The sequence below is a fragment of the Actinomadura napierensis genome, from assembly GCF_039529375.1.
GTDB lineage: Bacteria > Actinomycetota > Actinomycetes > Streptosporangiales > Streptosporangiaceae > Spirillospora > Spirillospora napierensis.
This window is the reverse complement of sequence record NZ_BAAAMR010000026.1, coordinates 35,784-51,956: the sequence shown is the minus strand read 5'-3', so window position 1 is coordinate 51,956 and position 16,173 is coordinate 35,784. Positions and strand designations below refer to the sequence as shown.

The window sequence follows — 16,173 nt, the reverse complement described above, 5'->3', positions numbered from 1 at the left end:
GACGACTACCTCAGCGTTGCGATCGCGTGCGAAGCCGGATTCGAGCGGAGCGAGAATCCGATCGCGCAGCGAGGCCCCCAGGGCCGAGCCGGAGCGATGCAGCGATCGCCGCTTTGCCCGTTGAAGGAAGGCGCCCCAGCGCCTGACGCCGAGGGCAAAGCAATGAATAGGGCGTCAGCCGCCGTAGGGGGTCGCGTCGAGGATCTCGACGGTCATGCTGCGGCCGTTCGGCAGCGTGTAGGTGGCCTTGTCGCCGACCTTCTTGCCGTTGATCGCGGCGCCGAGCGGCGACTTCGGCGAGTACACGTCGATGGGGGCGCCGACCTCCTCGCGGGAGGCGAGCAGGAACGTGACCTCCTCGTCGTCGCCCTCGAAGGTGACCGTGACGGTCATGCCCGGGCCGACCACGCCCTCGGTGCGCGGCGCCTCGCCCACGCGGGCGTTCTCCAGGATGCCCTGGAGCTGGAGGATGCGGCCCTCGATCTTGCCCTGTTCCTCCTTGGCCGCGTGGTAGCCGCCGTTCTCGCGCAGGTCCCCTTCCTCCCGCGCCGCCTCGATCTTCTGAGCGATCTCGATGCGGCCCGGGCCCGACAGGTGGTCCAGCTCGGACTTGAGCCGGTCGTACGCCTCCTGGGTCAGCCAGGTGACGTTGTCAGCGCGGGTCTCGGTCACGGGTACTCCTCATCCACATGTTGCGATCCTCGCCGGCCCTCGCGGGCGGGCGCCACATCGACATGAAGTGCGGCCGGGTGAAACCTCAAGCCTATCCGGTGTGTGCGGGTAAAGGTTCCCTGAACTCGGCGTGCGCAACCGGCCAATCGGGTTTCGCCCGCCGATGGGGCGAACCGGGCGTTCGGGGCCCGGCCGGCCTCACGCCTTGCGGCAGTCCTGCAGCTGGGCGCTGGTCGCCTTGCCCGGCGTCGGCAGCGTCTCCGACAGGCCCGCCTTCGACGTCCCGGCCGGCGCCGTCACGTCCTTCTTCGCGATCGTCGTCATGTTCTCGTCGAAGGCGGTCAGGGTGCAGTGCACCACGTCCCCCTTCGGCTTGGCGATCGAGAAGTTCACCTCGATGGAGCCGGGGCGCGCGTCGTAGGTGATCAGCTGCGCGTCGATGCCGGGGGTCTGCCCGACATGCGCGGCGATGAACCCGAAGCCGCCCGCGGCGACCGCGCACACGATCCCGATGATCACAAGGCCGAGCCGGCCCCGCTTCGGCTCGGCGGGCGCCGCCGGCTCCGACACACTCGTTGTCATGGCGGGGAATCTCCGTGCGAGGTGCGGACGTTGTCAGGGACAATTCTCGTCCATGCGATCGCGTGCTCCGCACCGGGGTGCGCCTGCGCTGGAATTTTCGCTGAGAGGGAGATCCCCAGGTGTCCGAGGTCATCGACGGTACGACATGCGCCGGGCCCGACGGGGGCGCGCAGCCGCTGCGCCTGATGGCGGTGCACGCGCACCCCGACGACGAGTCCAGCAAGGGCGCGGCCACGATGGCCAGGTACGTCGCCGACGGCGTGGAGGTACTGGTCGTCACGTGCACCGGCGGCGAGCGCGGCGACATCCTGAACCCGGCGATGGACCGCCCGGAGATCAAGGCCGACATCGGCAAGGTGCGCGAGGCCGAGATGGCCCGGGCCCGCGAGATCCTCGGCGTCCGCCAGCACTGGCTCGGCTTCGTCGACTCCGGCTTCCCCGAGGGCGACCCGCTGCCGCCGCTGCCCGAGGGCTGCTTCGCGCTGGAGCCGCTGGAGACCGCGAGCGAGCCGCTGGTGCGCGCCGTCCGCGAGTTCCGCCCGCATGTGATGCTGACCTACGACGAGAAGGGCGGCTACCCCCACCCCGACCACGTGAAGTGCCACGAGGTGTCGGTGGAGGCGTTCGAGGCCGCCGGCGACCCCGAGCGCTACCCGGACGCGGGGGAGCCGTGGCAGCCGCTCAAGCTCTACTACCACATGACCTTCAGCAAGGACCGCATCCTCGCGCTGCACGCCGCGATGGAGAAGGCGGGCCTCGAGTCGCCGTACCACGAGTGGATCGCGGGCTTCGAGGACGAGAAGGAGAAGCGCGCGAAGTGGGAGGTCACGACCCGGGTGCCGTGCGCGGACTTCTTCGAGACCCGTGACCGCGCGCTGCTGGCCCACGCGACCCAGATCGACCCCAACGGGTTCTGGTTCCGCGTCCCGCTGGACGTCCAACGCGAGGCATGGCCGACCGAGGACTACCATTTGGCCAGGTCCCTGGTCGACACCGAGGTGCCGGAGGGCGACCTGTTCGCCGGCATCCGGGAGAAGGTGTGTCTCTAGTGCTTCCGCTCGCTCACGCCATTCCGCTCAACAACGACACGGTCAGCCCCGGCCTGCTCGGCTTCGGGGTCTTCCTGGCGCTGCTGGTCGCGCTGGTGTTCCTCGTCCGCTCGATGAACAAGCAGATGAAGAGGATCCAGGCGCCCCGCGAGGCCGACCTCAAGCAGCAGGAGTGGGAGCGGGCGCAGGCTGCGAGGGCGGCGGCGGCCGCCGACAAGGCGGGCGAGGAGCCCGCCGGCTCCGCCTAAGCCCGGCGGACCACGGCCCATGAGCGACGCGCACCCCGAGCACGCCGCGCGCGGAGCCGTGCCCGCCGACCGGCCGTCCAGGGCGGACGCCCTGCTGCGGCCGCGGGCCGGCGCGGCGCGCGTCACCTTCTTCGAGCTGTTCTTCGACCTGGTCTTCGTCTTCGCGGTGACCCAGCTGTCGCACCGGCTGCTGGAGCACCTGACCGCCCGCGGCGCCGCCGAGACGCTGCTGCTCCTGCTGGCGGTCTGGTGGGCGTGGATGTACACCTGCTGGACCACCAACTGGTTCGACCCGGACCATCCGGCGATCCGGCTGATGCTGGCCGGCGTGATGATCGCCGGGCTGTTCATGGCGGCGATGCTGCCCGGCGCGTTCGGGCACAACGGGATGTGGTTCGCCGCCGCCTACGTGATCATCCAGGTGGGGCGGACCCTGTTCGTCGTCGCCGCCACCTGGAACCACGAGCTCGGCCGCAACTTCCAGCGGGTCCTGTTCTGGCTGGTGGTGGCCGCCGCCCTGTGGATCGGCGGCGCCCTCGTCCACGACCCGGGCGCCCGCGCCGGGCTGTGGCTGCTGGCCGTGGCCCTGGAGTACCTCGCCCCGTGGCACGGGTACGCCACGCCGCTGCTCGGCCGGTCCAGCACCGCCGAATGGACGATCGACGGCGGCCACATGGCCGAACGCTGCCAGCTGTTCATCATCATCGCGCTGGGCGAGTCGGTCCTGGTCACCGGCGCGACGCTGGGCGGGCACACGCCCACGGCCGGGGTCGCGGCCGGGTTCGTGTCGGCCTTCGCCGGCGCCGTCGCGCTCTGGTGGATCTACTTCGACCACACCGCCGAGAAGGCCGCCGAGCGGATCGCCTCGTCCGCCGACCCGGGACGGCTCGGCCGGTCCGCCTACACCTTCATCCACATCGTGATGGTCGCCGGCATCATCGTCGGCGCCGTCGCGGACGAACTGGTGATGGCGCATCCCGGCGGCCACATGACCACCGGCTTCGCCGCCGTCGCGGCGGGCGGCCCGGCCCTGTTCGTCTTCGGGCACGCGCTGTTCAAGCGGGCCGTCTTCGGCGAGTTCACCCGGGCCCGCCTCACCGCGCTGCTCGCCCTCGCCGGGCTGGCCGCGATCGCCTTCGCGTTCACCCCGCTGACCCTGCACATCTGCGCCACGGTCGTGGTGGCCGCGCTGGCGCTGTGGGACGTCCGCGCCTACCGGCTGCGCCACCGCGACCTCGGCGTCCCCGCGATGCCGTCCGCTCCGCTCCGCGAGGCGGAAGCGCCGCTGGCCGAGCACTGAGCCTGCCGGTTTCGGCGCCGCGCGCCGGGAAGGACCCCGGCGTGCGCGCGAAATTCGAGGACTCCTACCGGGCGCTCCCGCCGGACGCCGCCCGGCTGCTCCGGCTGCTGGGCCTGCAGCCCGGCGACGACTTCGGCCCCGCCGCGGCGGCCGTCCTCGCCGACGTCCCCGAGGCCGGCGCCCGCGACCTGCTCCGGACGCTCGCCGAACACGGCCTCGTGGACGACGCGGGCGGCGGCCGGTACCGGCTGCGCGGGCCCGTCGGCGACTACGCGCGCGAATGGTCCGCGCGGGAGGACACCGGGCAGGAGCGGGACGCCGCGCTCCACCGCGTCCTGGACCACTACCTCGCCGGCGGCGCCTCCGGCGAGGCCGGACTCCAGGCGGAGGGCCTCGCGCTGCTGCACCGGGAACGCTGGACGGAGGCCGCCGAGGCGCTCGAAGAGGGGCTGCGGCTTGCCGAGCGGGACGGCGACCGCCGCACGGTCCTGCTGGCCCGCCACAACCTCGCCCGCGCGCTGCTGGAGACCGGCGCCCTCGACCGCGCCATCCGGCTGCTGGGGCCGCTCCCGGACGAGTTCGCCGCGCTCTCCGACGACCACGACCGGGCCCGCGCCCTCACCACGCTCGGCGAGGCGTACCTGCGCGCCGGGCGCCCCGTCGCGGCGACCAACTTCTTCGGGCAGGCGCTGGAGATCGTCCGGGGGGAGGAGTCGGCGGAGCAGGAGGGCGACGCCTTCGTGCACATCGCCGACGCCGCCCGCGAGCGGGGCGACGCCGCAGCCGAGGCCGCCGCCCTCGACCACGCGCTGGCCCTCTACCAGAAGGTCCCCACGCCCAAAGCCGACCAACTACAACGCCGCCGCAACAACCTCAACCCCTGACCTACCCCAACAGGGGCGAGAGGTCGTCCCCAGCCACGCGCCGACCCAAGCCGTCGCGATCGCGAGCGAAGCCGGATTCGAGCGAAGCAAGAATCCGATCGCGCAGCGAGGCCCCCAGGGCCGAGTCGGAGCGATGCAGCGATCGCACGCATTGCCCGCCGAAGGGAGGGCCCCCAGGGCCCGACCGCCAAGGGCGGTGCAATCAACACAGCGATCGCACGCATCGCCCGTTGAAGGGAGGGCCTCCAGGGCCCGACCGCCTAGGGCGGTGCTTAGAACTTCCTGTGGTCCCAGCTGACTATGGTGTCGGGGTCCATGACGACGAGGACGCGCTTGGACATGGCCTGCTCGATGCCGGCGGCCATGGCGGGGTCGATGGGCTCGCCGACCTCGGGGACGGGCAGGCCGGCCATGCGGGAGCCGACGACGTAGCCGATCTTGTGCAGCTCGTCGCGGTCCTCGATGACGAGGCCGCGGCCGTAGAGCGCGACGCCGCGCAGCTCGTTGTACTCGACGCCGTCCTCGACGAGGCAGGTCATCGTGGGGTTGCGGCGCAGGTTCACGACCTTCTGCGACGAGTGGTACGTGGTGAACGCGATCTTGCCGTCGAGCAGGGCGTAGAACATGGTGACCAGGTGGGGTTCGCCGTCCTTGCCGATGGTGGCGACCTGGACCTTGAAGTTGGCGGCGAGGTAGGCGGCGACCTCGTCCGGAGTCATCTTGATCTTGTCGCGCTTGCTTCCGGCCACGCGGCTCTCCTCTGCTCGCATCGGTCCAGGACGCGGCCAGAATAACCAAGCGCTTGCAACGTCCGGCACCCGGCACCATGGAGGGATGTCGGTCCGCGATCTGCTCGTCCTCGGCTCCGCCAGCGCGGTGCCCACCAAGGCCCGCAACCACAACGGCTACCTGCTCCGCTGGGACGGCCATGGGCTGCTGTTCGACCCCGGCGAGGGGACGCAGCGGCAGATGGCGCACGCCGGCGCGGCCGCGAACGACGTGACGTGGATCTGCGTGACGCACTTCCATGGCGACCACTGCCTCGGCGTGCCCGGGATCGTGCAGCGGATCGCGCGCGACGGGGTGGCGCACCCGGTGGACGCGGCGTTCCCCGCGAGCGGCCTGCCGTACTGGGAGCGGCTGCGGCACGCGTCGGTGTTCCGGGACACCGAGGTGATCCGGGAGCGGCCGGTGTCGGGGGAGTGGATGGCGCTCGACACCGGCGACGCGCCGTTCTCGCTGGTCGCGCGCCGGTTGTCGCATCCGGTGGAGGCGTACGGGTACCGGCTGGAGGAGCCGGACGGGGTCACGATGCTGCCCGAGCGGCTCGCCGAGCGCGGTGTGCGCGGCCCGCTCGTCCGCGAACTGCAGGAGCACGGCCGCGTGACGGCGCCGGACGGCCGCACGGTGACGCTGGAGGAGTGCAGTACGCGGCGGCCGGGCCAGAAGGTCGCGTTCGTGATGGACACCCGGCTCTGCGACGGCGTCGGCGAACTGGCGGACGGCGTCGACATGCTGATCATCGAGTCGACGTTCCTGGACGAGGACGCCGCGCTGGCCGCCGAGTACGGGCACCTCACGGCGGGGCAGGCGGGCCGGGTCGCGAAGGAGGGCGGCGTCCGGCACCTGGTCCTGACGCACTTCTCCGAGCGGTACCGGCCCGAGGACGAGCACCGCTTCCGCGACGAGGCCGCCGCGGTGTTCGGCGGCGAGGTGTCGCTCGTCCACGACCTGGACCGGATCCCGCTGCCGCCGAGGCGGGTGGCAAAACCTCGTCCGCCACAGTGACACGGCGCCGCGACGGGGCAGAACACCGGGCATGGCGGAAGAAGTCGATGTCGTCGTGATCGGTCTCGGGCCCGGCGGGGAGGACGCGGCGGGCCGGCTGGCCGAGGCGGGCCTGTCCGTGGCGGCCGTGGAGTCCCGGCTGGTGGGCGGGGAGTGCCCGTACTACGCGTGCGTCCCGACGAAGATGATGGTGCGCGCCGCGGGCCTGCTCGCCGACGGCACCCGCATCCCCGGGATGGCCGGCGACTCGATCACCCGGCCCGACTGGGCCCCGGTCGCGGCCCGGATCTGCGACGAGGCGACCGACTCGTGGACCGACACCGCCGCCGCCGACCGGCTCACCGGGCGGGGCGCCCGGCTGGTGCGCGGCGAGGGCCGCATCACCGGGCCGCGCGAGGTCACGGTCGGGGACGAGGTGTTCCGGGCCCGCCGCGGCATCCTGATCAACACCGGCACCTCGCCCACCGCCCCGCCGGTCGACGGGCTCGCGGACGTCCCGTTCTGGACGAACCGGGAGGTCGTGCAGGCCACCGAGGTGCCGGAGTCGCTGCTGGTGCTGGGCGGCGGCGTCGTCGGCGTGGAGATGGCCCAGGTCTTCTCCCGCTTCGACAGCCGCGTGACGGTCGTGGAGGCGGCCGACCGGCTGCTGCTGAACGAGGAGCCGGAGTCGGGCGACCTGCTCCGCGAGGTCTTCGAGCGCGAGGGAATCGGCGTGCGGACGGGCGCGAAGGTCACCGGCGCGTCCTACGCCGGCGGCGAGTTCCACCTCCATCTCGGCGAGGAGACCCTGACCGCCGACCGGCTGCTCGTCGCGGCCGGCCGCCGCCCCAACCTCAGGGGCCTCGGCCTGGAGGCCGTCGGCCTGGACGAGACCGCCCGGCAGATCGACGTGGACGGGCACATGCGCGCCGCCGACGGCGTCTGGGCGATCGGCGACATCACCGGCAAGGGCGCGTTCACGCACGTGTCGATGTACCAGGCGTCCGTCGCCGTCCGGGACATCCTCGGTGAGGAGGGCCCGCAGGCCGCCTACCGGGCCGTGCCGCGCGTGACGTTCACCGACCCCGAGATCGCCGCCGTGGGCCTCACGGAGGCGCAGGCCCGCGACCAGAACCTGCCGGTCCGCACGGGCGTCGCGCGGATTCCCGACTCGACGCGCGGCTGGATCCACAAGGCGGGCAATGACGGCTTCGTCAAGCTGGTGGAGAGCGCGGAGTGGGGGGTGCTGGTGGGCGCCACCGCGGCGGGGCCGTCCGGCGGGGAGGTCCTGGGCGCGCTCGCCGTCGCCGTGCACACCGAGGCCCCCACCGCCGCCCTCCGCGAGATGATCTACGCCTATCCCACCTTCCACCGCACGATCGAGACGGCCCTCGCCGCCCTGGACGGCTAGCGCTGCGGCTAGCCCTGCGGGGGGCGCCTGCGGCGCATCACCCGGGGCAGCGCGGTGGCGGCCCGGCCGACCTTGAAGCTGACCGAGTTCCGGACCGAGTCGAGTTCGTGCTGCGCGCGGGCCCGCTGGTCCTCGATGCGGGCGAGGCGCTCCTTGAGCTCGCGCACCTGGTTCTTCTTCTTCGGCTTCGGTGCGGGCCTGCCCTTGACGCGCACGAGGCGCCGCCCGGCGACCTCCTGCGTCTCGTGCCAGAGGTCGTCCTGCGCGCCGAGCCACTCCAGCAGGTCGTCCTGGACGGGCTTCGCGTCGCCCCACGTCCCGTAGAACTTCTGCGGGGTGACGCAGACCGCGCGCAGCCCGTCGACGGCCACCGCCTCCCAGACGGCGGCGGAGACGCCCGGGGTGTGCTCGGAGCGGTAGTCGTCGCAGACGATGACGCCCTCGACGGGCAGCATGACGTGCGCGGCCTGGATGTCGCCGCGCACGTGCTCGTACAGGTGGGAGGCGTCCACGTGCACGAACCGGCAGCTCTCCGGCTGGACGTGGTCGAGGATCGCCGAGGTGGGGGCCTGGACGATCTGCGGGAGGCCGTCGTGGAAGGCGCGGTAGTTGGCCTCGAAGGCGGTGCGGGTCAGCGTGGCGTACGACCCCTCCATCTCGGCCTGGTTGGAGTCGTCGGGCGCCTCCGAGTCGAACAGGTCGCACACGGTGAAGTTCTCGCCGTCGCGCAGGTGGCGGCCCATGAGGATGGCGCTCTTGCCCAGGTAGGAGCCGAGTTCCACCAGGTCGCCGGACTGCCCGAGCCGGTCCTGGCGTTCCAGGAACCAGGTGAACAGCCGCTGGTCGACCTTGGGGAACCAGCCGTCGACGTCGTCGAGCGTGGCGGGGAGGGAGGGCCGGGATTCGATCATGATGTGAAGCTCCAACATCATCGTGTGCGGGGAGCGGGGGGCACGAGGTGAAGCGGTGCGGATCGTGCAGTCGAGGGTCCGTGGGGGCGGACCGGATCACCGCGCGTCATCATAGGGGCGGCCTGCTCACCGGCAACCCGCCGAAACGGGACGGTCCGGCCCGTGAACCGGCCGCCGGATGGGGCAGGATCGGGGCATGAACCGCCTCAAGGACGCGACCAGCCCGTACCTGCTGCAGCACGCCGGGAACCCGGTGGACTGGTGGGAGTGGAGCGCCGAGGCGTTCGCCGAGGCGCGCAGGCGGGACGTTCCGGTGCTCCTTTCCGTCGGATATGCCGCTTGCCACTGGTGTCACGTGATGGCGCACCAGTCCTTCGAGGACGGTGAGACCGCCCGGCTCATGAACGAGATGTTCGTGAGCGTCAAGGTGGACCGGGAGGAACGTCCCGACATCGACGCGGTCTATATGGAGGCCACGCAGGCGATGACCGGTCAGGGCGGGTGGCCGATGACCGTGTTCATGACGCCCGACGGTCACCCCTTCTACTGCGGAACGTACTTCCCCCGGGCCCAGTTCCAGGCGCTCTTGCAGGCCGTCCACAAGGCGTGGAGGGAGCAGCGCGACGATGTGGCCGCGCAGGGGCAGCAGGTCGTCGAGGCGCTGACGTCGCGCGGGAGCGGTCTCCCGGGGAGTGAGGCGCCCGGCGAGGAGCGGCTCGCGCATGCGGTGAAGGTGCTGGCGCAGTCGTACGACGCGGCGCGCGGCGGGTTCGGTGGCGCGCCGAAGTTCCCGCCGTCGATGGCGCTGGAGTTCCTGCTGCGGCACCACACGCGCACGGGCGACGCGGAGGCCCTCGCGATGGCGGGCCACACGCTGGAGGCGATGGCCCGGGGCGGGATGTACGACCAGCTGGGCGGCGGGTTCGCGCGCTACTCGGTGGACGCGCAGTGGGTCGTCCCGCATTTCGAGAAGATGCTGTACGACAACGCGCTGCTGGCGCGCGTGTACGCGCACTGGTGGCGGTTGACCGGTTCGCCGTTCGCGCGCCGGGTCGCGCTGGAGACGTGCGACTGGATGCTGCGCGACCTGCGGACGCCCGAGGGCGGGCTGGCGTCGGCGCTGGACGCCGACAGCGAGGGCGTCGAGGGCAAGTACTACGTCTGGACGCCGGAGCAGTTGCGGGAGGTCCTGGGCGAGGACGACGGCGCGTACGCCGAGCGGCTGTTCGAGGTGACGGGGACGTTCGAGCACGGCACGTCGGTCCTGCAACTGCTGGGTGATCCGGACGATCCCGAGCGGTACGAGCGGATCCGGACGCTGCTGCTGGAGGCCCGCGCCCACCGGGTGCCCCCGGCGCGCGACGACAAGGTGGTCGCGGCCTGGAACGGCCTGGCCGTCGCGGCGCTGGCCGAGTGCGGCGCGCTGTTCGACCGCCCGGACCTGGTCACCGCGGCCGAGGACGTCGCGCGGCTGATCGTCGACGTGCACGAGAGCGGCGGACGACTCGCCCGCACCTCGCGGGACGGCGTCGCGGGAGCCAACGCCGGCGTGCTGGAGGACTACGCGGACGTGGCGGAGGGCCTGCTCGCGCTGCATGCCGTGACCGGCGACCCCGTGCACATGCGGCTCGCGGGCGAGCTGCTGAACACCGTCCTCGAACGTTTCGCGGACGGGTCGGGCGGCTTCTACGACACCGCTGACGACGCCGAGCGGCTGTTCCGGCGCCCGCAGGACCCGACCGACAACGCCACCCCGTCCGGGCAGTTCGCGGCGGCGGGCGCGCTGCTGTCGTTCGCGGCGCTGACCGGGTCGGACTGGCACCGGCAGGCGGCGGAGGCGGCGCTCGGACCGGTCGGCCCGCTCGCCGGCGAGCACGCCCGGTTCGCCGGGTGGGGGCTCGCGGTCGCGGAGGCGCACGCGGCCGGGCCGGTGGAGATCGCGATCATCGGCGGGCGCGACGACGAGCGGACCAGGGCGCTGCACCGGACCGCGCTGATGTCGCCCGCGCCGGGCGCGGTGGTGAGCGTCGGCGAGCCCGGCGCGGAGGGCGTCCCGCTGCTGGAGGGGCGCGAGCCGGTGGACGGCGCGCCCGCCGCCTACGTCTGCCGGATGTTCACCTGCCGCCTGCCGGTGACGACGCCGGCCGAGCTGACCCGCGAGCTACGTGGGCAATTGGATTAACCGTCCATTTTGTGGCAGCGTGACCTTGCTCTCGTTCCCGCATGGTGTTACCAATGGGTAGCGGAGACGGGGCTGACCCGATGGGGCATGACGGGCCGGGGTGCCCGCTGGTGCGCCGGGTATCTGGACGGTTGCCGCTCCTCTGGGTCATAGTCATGGGAGCCGGGCAGGCCGACCTAAAAGGAGCGTGGCAGTGCGGAAGCCGAACCGCCGGATCCTACCGACGATCATCGGCGTTTCGGTCCTGACCACGCTCGCGGCCAACACCGCGGTGCTCATCGCCCGCGGCCACGACGGCGATCCCGCGCCGTCCCCGCAGGAGAAGGACGCCCGCTACGTCGCCGCGTCCGGCAGCACGAACCTGTCGCCCAGTGCGGTCGCCCCGCTCGGCAAGCGCCTCACCCCGCACGTCCTGGTCGCCGCCCCGTCCACGCTGCCCGCCGCTACGGTGGACAAGATCCGCCACGCCAAGGGCGTGAAGGGCGTCGAGCTCGTCGACGCGGTGCAGGGCATGGTCGCCGGCAAGCGCGTCGGCCTGATGGGCGTCGACCCGTCCACGTTCCGCAACTACACGCCGAAGCCGACCGCCCAGTCCGACGCCCTGTGGCGCAACGTGGCGTCCGGCGACGTCGCCATCTCCTTCACGATGGGCAGCGACGGCGGCGTCAAGCTCGGCAGCCAGGTGCCCGTCGGCGGCAAGCAGCACCAGTCGAACCTGCGCGTCGGCGCGTACGCGACGATGGGCGTCAGCGACGTCGACGCGGTCATCTCGCACGCGACCGCGCAGGCCCTCGGCATGCCGACCGGCAACGCGATGCTGATCAGCGTCCCGAAGACCAAGCCGGCCGCCTTCGTCAAGAAGCTGAAGAAGGTGCTGCCGAAGCACGCCAAGGCCGTCGCGGTCAACCCGCAGATTGACTTCCCTAAGGCCGGATCCGGCCAGGCGCCGACCTCGCACGGCCAGGTGATGACCGCCGGCCAGGTGCAGACGGTGATCAAGGCCGCCTACACGCGGATCGGCTGGCCGTACGTGTGGGGCGGCGAGTCGGAGGCCGAGGGCGGCTACGACTGCTCCGGCCTGATGCAGTACGCCTTCGCGCGGGCCGGCATCCGCCTCCCGCGCGTCGCCGCCGACCAGGCCCGCGTCGGCTGGGTCATCCCGTACAGCAAGGCCGTCCCGGGCGACATGCTGATCTGGGCCAACGACCCGACCGCGCCCGGCTACATCTCGCACATCGCCCTCTACATCGGCGACGGCAAGATGGTCGTCGCGCCCCGCACGGGCCTCGACGTCATGATCCAGAACGTCTACACCCGCAACCTCAAGGGCGCCGTCCGGGTCAGCCCGAAACTGGCCGCCCGCCTGGCGAGCTGACCCCCGACCCCAGCGGTTTGAACCCCGGCCCCGGCAGCTTGAACCCCGGCCCCGGCAGGTTGAGGCTCGGCCGGCGGCACGGGCAGGCACGCGGAGCGAGCGCAGCGAGCGGAGCGGGCCTGCCCGCCGAGCGGCAAGGACAAGGCGTTTCCCGCGGAGCGCCAGCGGAGCGGGAAACGCCTTGTCCGTCGCAACGGGGGTTCCAGGGGCTCGCCCCCCGGGAATTACAGCGGGCAGCCGCGGGACAGGAACTCCAGGTTGTGGTCGATGAGGTGCGGCATGTCGTGGGCGGTGGCGTTGCCGTCGATCCACTGGTACATCGCGGCCTGCATGACGCCGATGACGGCCCAGGTGAACGCCTGGACCTCGCCGTCGGAGGGCGGGCGCCCCACCCGCGCGCCGACGGCCTCGCTCAGCATCGCGGAGGTGCCCTCGCGCATCGACTCGAAGGTCCGGCTGCGCAGCGCCGGGACCTCGGCGGTCAGCCGCAGCCGGGTGTTGATCACCTCGAGGTCCTGGTCCAGCATCTGCGGGAGGATCTCGCGGAGCGTCGCGCGCAGCGCCTCGACCGTGGACAGCTCGGGCGGCTGGTCGCGGAAGATCTCCGCCATGATCGGGTCGTACTCGTCGGTGACGACGGCGTCTTCCTTGGTGGGGAAGTAGCGGAAGAACGTGCTCGGTGAGATCTCCGCGGCCGCCGCGATCTGCTCGACGGTGGTCTGGTCGTAGCCCTGCTCGCTGAAGAGCCGGAGGGCGTGGTCCTGGATCGCCCTCCGGGTCCTCAGCTTCTTGCGCTCCCTCAGCGGCAGCCGGGCGAGCCGGTCGTCCAGGCGGTCGAGGGCGTGCTCAGGGTGCGACGTGCTCATGCGTCGATTCTGGTTCATCGGCGCCGGAGTCCGCACCCTGGCGGCCCGGCTGGAACAGCAGGAGCAGGACGGCGACGAGCAGCGACCCGGCGGCGCAGGCGGCGAGCACCGCGTCCATTCCGTGGACGTAGGCGTCGCGGGCGGAGGCGAGCAGGCCGGAGTCGTGGAGCCTCCCGGCGACCGCGACGGCGCCGCCGACCGAGTCGTGCGCGGCGTCCGCCGCCTCCCCGGGCAGGCCGCCGGTGGCCACGCGGTCGTGGTAGACGGCCGCCAGCAGGCTGCCGAGCCCGGCGACGCCGAGCGTGCCGCCGGTCTGGCGGAGGGTCTGGACGAGCCCGGACCCGCGTCCGGCCTGGTCGGCGGGGAGAGCGGCCATCAGCGCGTCCATCGCGGGGATGAGCGAGAGCCCGCAGCCGAGGCCGATCAGCAGCAGCCACGGGACGATGGAGCCGTAGGAGTCGCCGGCGGCGGTGAACGCGCCCCAGCCGAGGCCCGCCGCGAGGACGAGCAGGCCGGTGACGATGACGGGCTTGTGGCCGGTGCGGGGGACGACCCGGTCGGTGGTGAGGCCGCCGGCCAGCAGGCCGAGCAGCATCGGGATGAGCCGCAGGCCCGTGCCGAACGCGTCGTTGCCGAGGACGGCCTGCAGGTACTGCGGGAACACGAACAGCAGCCCGCCCATGAGCAGGTTCGCCGCGACGGCGGCGACCATCGCCCAGCTGAACCGGCCGTCGCGGAACAGCCGGACGTCCATCATCGGGTGCGGCGCCCGCCGCTCCCACAGCACGAACGAGGCGAGCAGGACGGCGGCGAGGGCGAGGACGCCGACCACGACGGGGTCGCTCCAGCCGCGCACGGGCCCCTCGATGACCCCGTACACCAGGGCGACGAGGCCGCCCATCGACAGCAGCGAGCCGGGGCCGTCGGCGCGGGGCGCCGCCGGGTCCCTGGTCTCGGGCATGGTGAGCGCCAGGGCGATGCCGCCGAGCGCCACGATCGGGACGTTGACCAGGAAGATCGAGCCCCAGGAGAAGTGCTCGAGCAGCCAGCCGCCGAGCAGCGGGCCGATCGGCAGCCCGAGGGCGGACGCCGACGACCACACCGCGATGGCGCGGGTCCGCTCGTGCGGCGGGAAGACGGCCGGGAGCATGGACATCGACAGCGGCATCATGATCGCCGCGCCCAGGCCCATGAAGGCGCGGGCGGCGATGACGCCGCCGGTGCCGCCGGCCAGCGCCCCGGCGAGCGAGGCGGCGCCGAAGACCGCCATGCCGGCCAGCAGGGTCCGCTTGCGGCCGATGCGGTCGCCGAGCAGCCCGGCGGGGAGCAGCAGCGCGGCGAAGACCAGCAGGTAGGAGTCGACGATCCACTGGAGTTCGCTGGTGCTGGCGTGCAGCCTCTCCGAGATCGTGGTCAGCGCCACGTTGAGGATCGTCATGTCGAACCCGAGCGCCAGCATGCTCAGCGCGAGCGCGCCCAGCCCCCACCAGCGCCGCTCGTTGCCCACTCTCATGAGACGCACCTCCAACTGCGAGTCAATGTGGAATGAGAGTAACTCTCAAAAGATGGTCCATGTCAATCCGGATGCATGCTGGTGATGCGGCTCCGAGCGTTGTAATTTTGATTACATGAATACGAGTGAAACGGCGGACCGGCTGCGCGGCTGGTTCGCCGGGCGCCTGCCCGACGGCTGGTTCGAGGGCGCGCCCGAGGTCGTCGTCGACCGCGAGGAGGTCAGCGTGGTCGGCCGGCTGCCCGAGCCGGAGGCCGCGCGCGACGTCGCGGACGCCGAGCGCGACGCGCTGCTCGCCGGGCACGTCCAGCGCTTCCGCGCGGACACCCGCGACCAGCGCATCGCCATCGCGCGCGAGGCCGAGCACGCCTTCGGCCACAAGGTCTCCTGGGGCGTCGAGTGCGGCGGCCTGCGGGAGATGTTCACGACCCTGTCGGTGCCGGTCATGACCCGGCTCCGCCAGCCCGAGCGCCGCGTCCTGGACACCCTCGTCGAGGCCGGCGTCGCCCGCAGCCGCAGCGACGCGCTCGCCTGGTGCGTCCGGCTCGTCGGCAAGAACACCGACGAGTGGCTCGGCGAGCTGCGCAGCGCCCTCGAACACGTGGAGCGCGCCCGCGCCGCCGGCCCCAACCCCTGATCGGCCCCCCGGCGATCATTACGCGATCACGACGTCCAATGGGTGTGATCATGGTGCCGACCTGGCCTAATGTGCGGGGAAAGCGCGGATCCGCCGCGCCGGGCGACGCCGGGAGGGGGACGGGGGGTGCGGACGCTGCGCTGCCTGGACGGCTCGGTCCTGGACGTCGTGCCGGTCCCCTCGCTGGACCGCGGCGGCATCCCCTTCGAGGTCACCCTGGAGCTGCGCCGCGACGGCGACACCTTCGGCGCCGTAGGCGAGCGGTGCGGCTACTTCCTGGCCGACCTCGCCCGCCGGGTCGCCGCCGCCCGCGCCGACGGCTCGCCGCAGGCGGCCCGCTGGCCCGACCCCGACGACCGCTTCCCCGACCCGCCGCCCGGCGGCGCCGCCCGCGAACCCGAGCTGTTCGCCTTCCGCTACCGTGACCGCGGCGACGTGATCAGCACCGGCGAGCTGCGCTGCACGCTGCGCACGTCCTCCATGTGGGTGGGGCGCCAGCAGTCCGCCACCGGACGGTGGCGGGTGGCGCGCCGGGCCGTCATCGAGGCGTGGGGCGCGAGCGGACGCGGCGTGCGCGCCGTGCTCACCTCCGCCGACCTGGCCCGGTTCCTGGCCGGCGTGCTCGCCGACGCCGACCGCGCCGGGACCCCGGGGCACGCGCGGCGCGGCAGGGCCTCCCGACCTGCGCGCTAGCCTGACATCACCGGAACGGCGGGAAAAGTGTCGCCGTCGGGCCATAATTGAGCGTCCGTTCCCATCAGGGAGGATCGCTCGAA

The 16,173-nt window shown here is 72.6% G+C and carries 16 protein-coding genes; 10 read left to right on the top strand and 6 right to left on the bottom strand.

From position 1 onward, the window contains the following. Positions 1–174: 174 nt before the first annotated feature. Together greA and ABD296_RS16995 are read right to left on the bottom strand one after the other, a co-directional pair. A complete protein-coding gene (greA, locus tag ABD296_RS17000) occupies positions 175–672 on the bottom strand; it encodes a transcription elongation factor GreA (RefSeq protein WP_344267571.1) in 498 nt (165 codons plus the stop codon). 198 nt (positions 673–870) lie between these two features. Continuing rightward, the gene (locus ABD296_RS16995; RefSeq protein WP_344267570.1) at positions 871–1,254 is read right to left on the bottom strand and encodes a DUF4307 domain-containing protein; all 384 of its coding nucleotides are present in this window, start codon (positions 1,252–1,254) and stop codon (positions 871–873) included. A 185-nt stretch (positions 1,255–1,439) separates the two neighbouring features. Between ABD296_RS16995 and mca the strand changes: the two genes are divergently transcribed. The 4 genes from mca to ABD296_RS16975 are packed head-to-tail and all read left to right on the top strand — an operon-like array spanning position 1,440 to position 4,735. Next, positions 1,440–2,303 (top strand): mycothiol conjugate amidase Mca, encoded by an 864-nt coding sequence (gene mca, locus ABD296_RS16990; protein ID WP_344267648.1) that lies wholly within the window; start codon positions 1,440–1,442, stop codon positions 2,301–2,303. Further along, entirely contained in the window at positions 2,303–2,551 is a 249-nt protein-coding gene (locus ABD296_RS16985; RefSeq protein ID WP_344267569.1) for a hypothetical protein, read from the top strand. The genes mca and ABD296_RS16985 overlap by 1 nt, the downstream gene beginning before the upstream one ends. A 19-nt stretch (positions 2,552–2,570) precedes the next feature. Then, a complete protein-coding gene (locus ABD296_RS16980) occupies positions 2,571–3,851 on the top strand; it encodes a low temperature requirement protein A (RefSeq protein ID WP_344267568.1) in 1,281 nt (426 codons plus the stop codon). Between the two features lie 41 nt (positions 3,852–3,892). After that, positions 3,893–4,735, top strand: coding sequence for a tetratricopeptide repeat protein (locus ABD296_RS16975; RefSeq protein WP_344267567.1), 843 nt, complete (start codon positions 3,893–3,895; stop codon positions 4,733–4,735). A gap of 272 nt (positions 4,736–5,007) precedes the next feature. Here the strand turns inward: ABD296_RS16975 and ABD296_RS16970 are convergent, their stop codons facing one another. Continuing rightward, the gene (locus ABD296_RS16970) at positions 5,008–5,484 is read right to left on the bottom strand and encodes a pyridoxamine 5'-phosphate oxidase family protein (protein WP_344267566.1); all 477 of its coding nucleotides are present in this window, start codon (positions 5,482–5,484) and stop codon (positions 5,008–5,010) included. An 85-nt stretch (positions 5,485–5,569) separates the two neighbouring features. Between ABD296_RS16970 and ABD296_RS16965 the strand changes: the two genes are divergently transcribed. Together ABD296_RS16965 and ABD296_RS16960 are read left to right on the top strand one after the other, a co-directional pair. After that, positions 5,570–6,523 (top strand): ribonuclease Z, encoded by a 954-nt coding sequence (locus ABD296_RS16965; RefSeq protein WP_344267565.1) that lies wholly within the window; start codon positions 5,570–5,572, stop codon positions 6,521–6,523. 31 nt (positions 6,524–6,554) lie between these two features. Beyond that, entirely contained in the window at positions 6,555–7,913 is a 1,359-nt protein-coding gene (locus ABD296_RS16960; RefSeq protein WP_344267564.1) for a dihydrolipoyl dehydrogenase family protein, read from the top strand. A gap of 8 nt (positions 7,914–7,921) precedes the next feature. On the opposite strand, the gene ABD296_RS16955 is transcribed toward ABD296_RS16960, so the two are convergent. After that, positions 7,922–8,824, bottom strand: coding sequence for a class I SAM-dependent methyltransferase (locus ABD296_RS16955; protein ID WP_344267563.1), 903 nt, complete (start codon positions 8,822–8,824; stop codon positions 7,922–7,924). Between the two features lie 196 nt (positions 8,825–9,020). On the opposite strand from ABD296_RS16955, the gene ABD296_RS16950 reads away from it, so the two are divergent. After that, the gene (locus ABD296_RS16950; RefSeq protein ID WP_344267562.1) at positions 9,021–11,006 is read left to right on the top strand and encodes a thioredoxin domain-containing protein; all 1,986 of its coding nucleotides are present in this window, start codon (positions 9,021–9,023) and stop codon (positions 11,004–11,006) included. 193 nt (positions 11,007–11,199) lie between these two features. Next, entirely contained in the window at positions 11,200–12,381 is a 1,182-nt protein-coding gene (locus ABD296_RS16945; RefSeq protein WP_344267560.1) for a C40 family peptidase, read from the top strand. 224 nt (positions 12,382–12,605) lie between these two features. Here the strand turns inward: ABD296_RS16945 and ABD296_RS16940 are convergent, their stop codons facing one another. Together ABD296_RS16940 and ABD296_RS16935 are read right to left on the bottom strand one after the other, a co-directional pair. Continuing rightward, a complete protein-coding gene (locus ABD296_RS16940) occupies positions 12,606–13,247 on the bottom strand; it encodes an acyl-CoA-like ligand-binding transcription factor (RefSeq protein WP_344267558.1) in 642 nt (213 codons plus the stop codon). Beyond that, positions 13,228–14,760, bottom strand: coding sequence for an MFS transporter (locus tag ABD296_RS16935; RefSeq protein WP_344267556.1), 1,533 nt, complete (start codon positions 14,758–14,760; stop codon positions 13,228–13,230). Before ABD296_RS16935 ends, ABD296_RS16940 begins: the two co-directional genes overlap by 20 nt. A gap of 115 nt (positions 14,761–14,875) precedes the next feature. On the opposite strand from ABD296_RS16935, the gene ABD296_RS16930 reads away from it, so the two are divergent. Together ABD296_RS16930 and ABD296_RS16925 are read left to right on the top strand one after the other, a co-directional pair. Continuing rightward, complete coding sequence (locus ABD296_RS16930; RefSeq protein WP_344267554.1) at positions 14,876–15,397, top strand: hypothetical protein; 522 nt, start codon at positions 14,876–14,878, stop codon at positions 15,395–15,397. Positions 15,398–15,523: 126 nt separating this feature from the next. Continuing rightward, entirely contained in the window at positions 15,524–16,090 is a 567-nt protein-coding gene (locus ABD296_RS16925; RefSeq protein ID WP_344267553.1) for a hypothetical protein, read from the top strand. The last annotated feature ends 83 nt before the right edge of the window (positions 16,091–16,173 follow it).